The organism is Spirulina subsalsa CS-330, assembly GCF_028330765.1.
In the GTDB taxonomy this organism is placed as follows: Bacteria; Cyanobacteriota; Cyanobacteriia; order Cyanobacteriales; family Spirulinaceae; genus Spirulina; species Spirulina subsalsa_A.
In genome coordinates this window covers 1-5,537 of the sequence record NZ_JAQMTY010000106.1, presented here as the reverse complement: position 1 = coordinate 5,537, position 5,537 = coordinate 1, and the positions used below count along the sequence as shown (strand labels likewise).

Sequence of the window (5,537 nt, the reverse complement as noted above, 5' to 3'; positions counted from 1 at the left end):
CATGTTGACTCCGCTAGTCGGAATCAAGAAAAGTTTGTTTGCACTCATTGCGGGTTCATTGCAGATGCAGACAATCAGGCAAGTGTAAATATTGGAATGAAAGGACTTGAAATACTTGGAATTAGTCCGTCCAAGCTACTGGTGGATAATCAGAAAGTTACGGCTAAATCTGAATTAACAGATTTGAGAAATCAGGATAAATCAATGGCGCTAGTCGTTGAGCCTAGCAACCCTCTGCAACTCTCGTTGTTTGAGTGGATAAATGGTCAGGTAACTGGCTGTTCAGAATCCCCCACTATAGCCCGTAGGGTTTAGTGGGAGAGTATGTCAACTCTACTGTCGTTGGTATGCAGAAGATGGAACATTAATCCGCGAAGGCTGAAACAACCATCAAAAAACAGCTTATAATTCACAGACCCTCACGATCTGCTATGTTGTGAGGGATTGTTGTAGGGTGAAAAGTACTCATCATGCATAGCTATTGATCAAGCCAATGCCCGCCAAAGATATTTATCACGAAACTGTTAAAAAGGCTCTGGTCAAAGATGGCTGGACGATTACTCATGATCCATTCACGCTCAGACTTACCAAGAAAAAGCTCTATATTGACCTAGGGGCAGAACGCCTCATTGCGGCCCAACGCGATCAGACTAAAATAGCAATTGAAGTCAAGAGTTTTACCCGTGCTTCAGATGTCAAAGATCTTGAAGAAGCTCTCGGTCAGTTTATTCTTTATGCCAATTTTCTTCAGCGTCTAGATCCAGAACGATGTTTATACCTTGCTGTCCCGGAAGAAATTGGTACATCAGTGTTTGAAGAGGAAATTGGTGAAATTTTATTGGACAATCAAGTGATTCGCCTATTCACGTTTGAGCCTGTCACGGAGGAGATCGTGCGATGGATGCCTTGAATATTAAATATCGCCAAATTATCGAGCAAATTCTGCAAGACTATGCCACCTTCATTAACACCGAAGAAGAAGTGCAGCAATGTCTCGTTTTAGATCGAGAACGCGATCGCTATCTTCTCGTTGAAACGGGTTGGGATGGCCATCGCCGCATCTATGGCACGTTTATCCATCTGGATATCATCAACGGTAAAGTCTGGATTCAACACGATGGCACAGAAGACGGGATCGCCTATGAACTCGAAAACGCCGGGATTCCGAAAGACCACATTGTCCTCGCCTTCAAATCTCCCGCTCGTCGCCAACTCACAGACTATGCTGTTTTTTGATGATGGTGGGTTAGAGGACGATTTGGGTGGTGATGAAGTGGATGACTTCGTCTAGGCCCTGCTGGGTTTTGAGGTTGGTGAAGATGAAGGGGCGATCGCCTCGCATTTTTTTCGCGTCTCGATCCATCACGGCTAAATCTGCGCCGACGTAGGGCGCGAGGTCGATTTTATTGATCACTAATAGGTCGGATTTGGTGATGCCGGGGCCGCCCTTGCGGGGGATTTTGTCGCCTGCCGCCACGTCGATCACATAGATGGTTAAATCCACCAACTCCGGGCTAAAGGTGGCCGCCAAATTATCGCCGCCACTTTCGAGAAACACCAATTGCAACGGCGCAAACGTCGCTTCAAGCTCGGCAACGGCGGCTAGGTTCATGGAGGCATCTTCACGGATGGCAGTGTGGGGACAGCCGCCGGTTTCTACGCCCCGGATGCGATCGCTGCTCAGGGCTTGCGATCGCACCAAAAACTGCGCGTCTTCTTGGGTGTAAATATCATTCGTGACCACGGCGATCTGATAGCGATCGCGCAATGCCTTACAGAGCGCGTCTAACAATGCCGTTTTTCCCGACCCCACGGGCCCCGCGATCCCAACTCGATAGGCTGTCATGCTCTTTGCGTTTCACTCTTGATCACTGCCCTATTTTAGACAGAATCTGCTGCATTGATTCCCCTCACCCAACCCTCTCCCACAGGAGAGGGCTTCTGGCTCCCTTCTCCTGCGGGGGAAGGGTTGGGGATGAGGGAAGATGACCGGTAAACGCAAACGAGCGAACCCGGTTAATCGGATTCGCTCGTTTAAGATGCTGGGGTGCCAGGGATCGAACCTGGGAATGGCGGTACCAAAAACCGCTGCCTTACCGCTTGGCGACACCCCATCGTGCTGGGCGTTTCAGTGCGCTAGCCTTTGTCAGTATAGCAGCTTGATCCGGAAAATTGTCAAGAATTTTGATCACGAGTGAATGATTGTTCCGGATCGAGGGCGGTGATCGTGACTTGTACCGTGCCCTGAGCGAGTTTCAGGGTGAGGGTGTCGCCGGGGGTGAGGGTATCGCTCCGCCGCACGATCGCACCATCGGGCCGTTGGGCGATCGCATAGCCCCGTTGCAACACCGCACGGGGATCAAGGGCGGCGAGTTTTTCGCGGAAAATTTGGGTTTGGAGGCGGGCTTGCTGGAGGCTTGGGGCCTGTTGGGGGAGGCGGTGGAGGCGATCGCGGCAGGTGTGGAGGCGGTCGGCTTCCTGGGTGAGGCGGGTTTGCATTGCTCGCAGGAGGCGATCGCGCCGCTGGTGATGGTCGTGGAGCCGTTGCAGGGCCGAGGGAACCACCCGTTCCGCTGCGGCTGTGGGTGTATGTACCGTCACATCGGCGACGAGATCCGCCAAGGTTTGATCCCGCTCATGGCCGATCCCCGTCACCACGGGCCGCCGACAGTCGGCGATCGCTCGGATCACCCGTTCATCATTAAAACAGGCCAGATCCTCCGTTGCGCCGCCCCCCCGCGCCAGGATGATCACCTCGGCGCGATCGTCGGCTTCCACCCGGTCTAGGGCGGTGGCGATGCTGTCGGGAGCCTGTTCACCTTGGACGGTGGCCGGTGAGAACAGAATGTGAATACTCGGATCGCGGGCTTGGATCGTGCGTTGGATATCGCCCCAGGCCGCAGCGGTGGGGGCCGTGACGACGGCGATCGTGCGGGGATGGGGGGGGAGGGGTTGTTTCAAGAGGGGATCAAAGAGACCTTCGGCGGCGAGGCGCGATCGCACCTGTTGCAACCGCAACGCCTGGGCCCCATCCCCCAAGGGCAAAATCTGGACAATTTGCAGCCGATATTCCCCTCGCTTCGCGTAGAGACTGACACTGCCCAACACCGCCACCTGCTCGCCCACCTGGGGATGATGTTTCAACTGGGCCCGCATCCGACCCCATACCACCCCCTGCACCGTGGCTTCTTCTACCGGATCAGCTAGGGTCAAAAATAACCCCACCCGATGATCATTGGCGGTGGTCACTTCCCCCGTTACCCAGACATGCTGCAAGACCGGGTCATCTTCGAGGCTGCTTTTGATGTAGTCCGTCAGCCCGGCCACCGAGACCGAGCGTGAAATCAGTTCCATAGCTGTTGTGTTGTTGAACGTTACGGCTGAAGCTTGGGCAGAACCCCTCACCCAACCCTCTCCCGTAGGAGAGGGCTTGAGACTCCCTTCGCCTGGGGGAGAAGGGTTGGGGATGAGGGCGAAATCAAACCGGCTATCCTTAAGAATTGAGCCAATCGCGGCGGAGGCGATCGATGATCGTCTGGCGATCCACTTGGGCGAGGATGGTGCGGATTACGGTGCTAGGGCCGCGATCGCCCCAGGTACAGCCCTGCTCTAGGTATTGCTGCGCCACCTTGCCCACCACGTAAGAACCGTAGCCCGCGAGACCCCCTTGTAGAAGTGCCGTCGTTGTCCACGTTCCCCACAGGGAGGCATCCACCAGGCTGGCACTTTTACCGATCCCCAGCACCGCATTGCTGCCAAACTCTGCTAGTAGTAATGTACCAGAACTGAAGAGGATTTTGCGCCAGAGTTTTTCGGCGGCAAAACTGGTCATCGGCAACCCGTACAGTTTCGCCAAACTCCGAATCAGGGCCAAATCCGTCACCGCACCCCCCACCACATCTAAAAGCGCGATCGGGTTTAAGCCCACCACCACCGCCTTCCACTTCGCATAGTTCCAAATCAAGGCTTCGGCTTCGGCGGCCCGATGTTCAATGGTTTTACTGACGAGGGCTTGGGTGGCGTGGCGGGCCTGGACGAGGGCATTGAGGGCGAGGAGCGATCGCCCCTCCCGTTGCAACAGATCGAAAATTTTCGCCCGTAACGGTTCAATCTGGGGCGGCGGCGTTTCCCAGGTCTCCGTCACTCGCCCATCGGGCCATTCCGTCCGCACCGGAAACGGAGCCGGATCGGCCGCCACCATCACCACTTCATCCAGGGAAATCAACGTTGTCAACTCCCGATCCAGTCCCCCATCCCCCGCCCACTGCTGCAACTGTTGGTAAATCACAGTGCGATCCACGTCAGGATAGAGGTCAATTTTGTTAAACACGAGAATCAGCGGTTTATGGGCCTGTCGCAACTCCCGCAACGCCTCATATTCCGTGCGCGTCATATCCCCCGCCACCACAAACAAAATCAAATCCGCCTGTTGTGCCACCTCCTGCGCCATCGTCGCCCGCCCCTGCCCTTCAATTTCATCAAGTCCGGGCGTGTCGATCAGTTCAATTTGCATTTCTGCGTCAAGCTGCCAACGCACCGATTGGGGATATTTCGTCTCCCCATTAATCGGACTCGTCACCAGCGTATTCTGCCCCACCAAGGCATTCAACACCGCCGACTTCCCCCGACTCACCAACCCAAACACCGCAATCCGCACGGCATGCTGTTCGAGTTTGGTTAGGGCCGCTTTCATGGTTTGCAGGTGCGATCGCACCGCCGCCTGAAGTTCCGGACTGGGTAGATACCGCCCATGGCGCTGAAACCCGGCATACCAATCAAGGGTGTGCTGGAGACTGGCTTGGGCTTGTTGATAATGGTGCTCTGGGGTAATCAACCGCATCAAAAATTTTGTGTTTTAGTATTTCAATCCTCACCCAGCCCGGAGGCCGGGTGCAATTACGCACACAGACAGATAAGCGTGTGCAATTCCTAGTTTCAATCCTCACCCAGCCCGGAGGCCGGGTGCAATCTTAGTCATCAATGATCAGCGGCGGCGCTTCCTTGTTTCAATCCTCACCCAGCCCGGAGGCCGGGTGCAATAGAAAAGACAGCCAAGTTTTAGCTGGGAGCATTGTTTCAATCCTCACCCAGCCCGGAGGCCGGGTGCAATCCGCAACAAGTACAAATATCCACTTCTCAACTCAGGTTTCAATCCTCACCCAGCCCGGAGGCCGGGTGCAATACCTACAATCAGATGGATTTCAACCGTGGGGAACGGGCGTCTCAATCCTCACCCAGCCCGGAGGCCGGGTGCAATGGGATTCCCTGTTTCTGCATTGGGGATCGGGGTGTGTTTCAATCCTCACCCAGCCCGGAGGCTAATCCTGTAGGGGTTTTACAGAGACAGATGTATTAGATAATTGAAGATATCCTGAAAGATAGAGGTCAGCAAGGGTTGTGGAGGCTAGAGTGTGCCTAAAAATGATGAGGAGTACCCAAAACAGAGATGTCAGAGTTTAGCCAACTCAAAGCCTTCCGTCCCCAGGTAAAAAAAGTCTGAACAAAGCCTATGAACTGGCGAGCGAAAAACCAAACTT

The 5,537-nt window shown here is 54.5% G+C and carries 5 protein-coding genes, 1 tRNA gene, 1 pseudogene and 1 CRISPR repeat array; of the genes and pseudogenes, 3 read left to right on the top strand and 4 right to left on the bottom strand.

Going from position 1 to position 5,537, the window contains the following annotated elements:
* The 3 genes and pseudogenes from PN477_RS07270 to PN477_RS07260 form a co-directional block, all read left to right on the top strand.
* Positions 1–315, top strand: a pseudogene (locus tag PN477_RS07270) (zinc ribbon domain-containing protein); the annotation flags it as partial.
* Between the two features lie 178 nt (positions 316–493).
* Complete coding sequence (locus tag PN477_RS07265) at positions 494–910, top strand: element excision factor XisH family protein (protein WP_272115826.1); 417 nt, start codon at positions 494–496, stop codon at positions 908–910.
* Positions 898–1,236: a XisI protein gene (locus PN477_RS07260; protein ID WP_272115825.1), complete on the top strand. Its 339-nt coding sequence runs from the start codon at positions 898–900 to the stop codon at positions 1,234–1,236. Before PN477_RS07265 ends, PN477_RS07260 begins: the two co-directional genes overlap by 13 nt.
* A gap of 10 nt (positions 1,237–1,246) precedes the next feature.
* Here PN477_RS07260 and ureG read toward each other — a convergent pair whose 3' ends face one another.
* From ureG to PN477_RS07240, 4 genes are all read right to left on the bottom strand, one after another.
* Positions 1,247–1,846 (bottom strand): urease accessory protein UreG, encoded by a 600-nt coding sequence (gene ureG / locus PN477_RS07255; RefSeq protein WP_272115824.1) that lies wholly within the window; start codon positions 1,844–1,846, stop codon positions 1,247–1,249.
* A 196-nt stretch (positions 1,847–2,042) separates the two neighbouring features.
* Positions 2,043–2,114 (bottom strand) — tRNA-Gln (locus PN477_RS07250).
* 61 nt (positions 2,115–2,175) lie between these two features.
* Positions 2,176–3,354, bottom strand: a complete 1,179-nt coding sequence (xseA, locus tag PN477_RS07245; protein ID WP_272115823.1) for an exodeoxyribonuclease VII large subunit — start codon at positions 3,352–3,354, stop codon at positions 2,176–2,178.
* A 139-nt stretch (positions 3,355–3,493) separates the two neighbouring features.
* On the bottom strand, positions 3,494–4,840 hold the full coding sequence (locus PN477_RS07240; protein WP_272115822.1) for a GTP-binding protein: 1,347 nt from the start codon (positions 4,838–4,840) through the stop codon (positions 3,494–3,496).
* A gap of 20 nt (positions 4,841–4,860) precedes the next feature.
* Positions 4,861–5,257: a CRISPR direct-repeat array (repeat unit 37 nt; unit sequence GTTTCAATCCTCACCCAGCCCGGAGGCCGGGTGCAAT).
* Between the last annotated feature and the right edge of the window lie 280 nt (positions 5,258–5,537).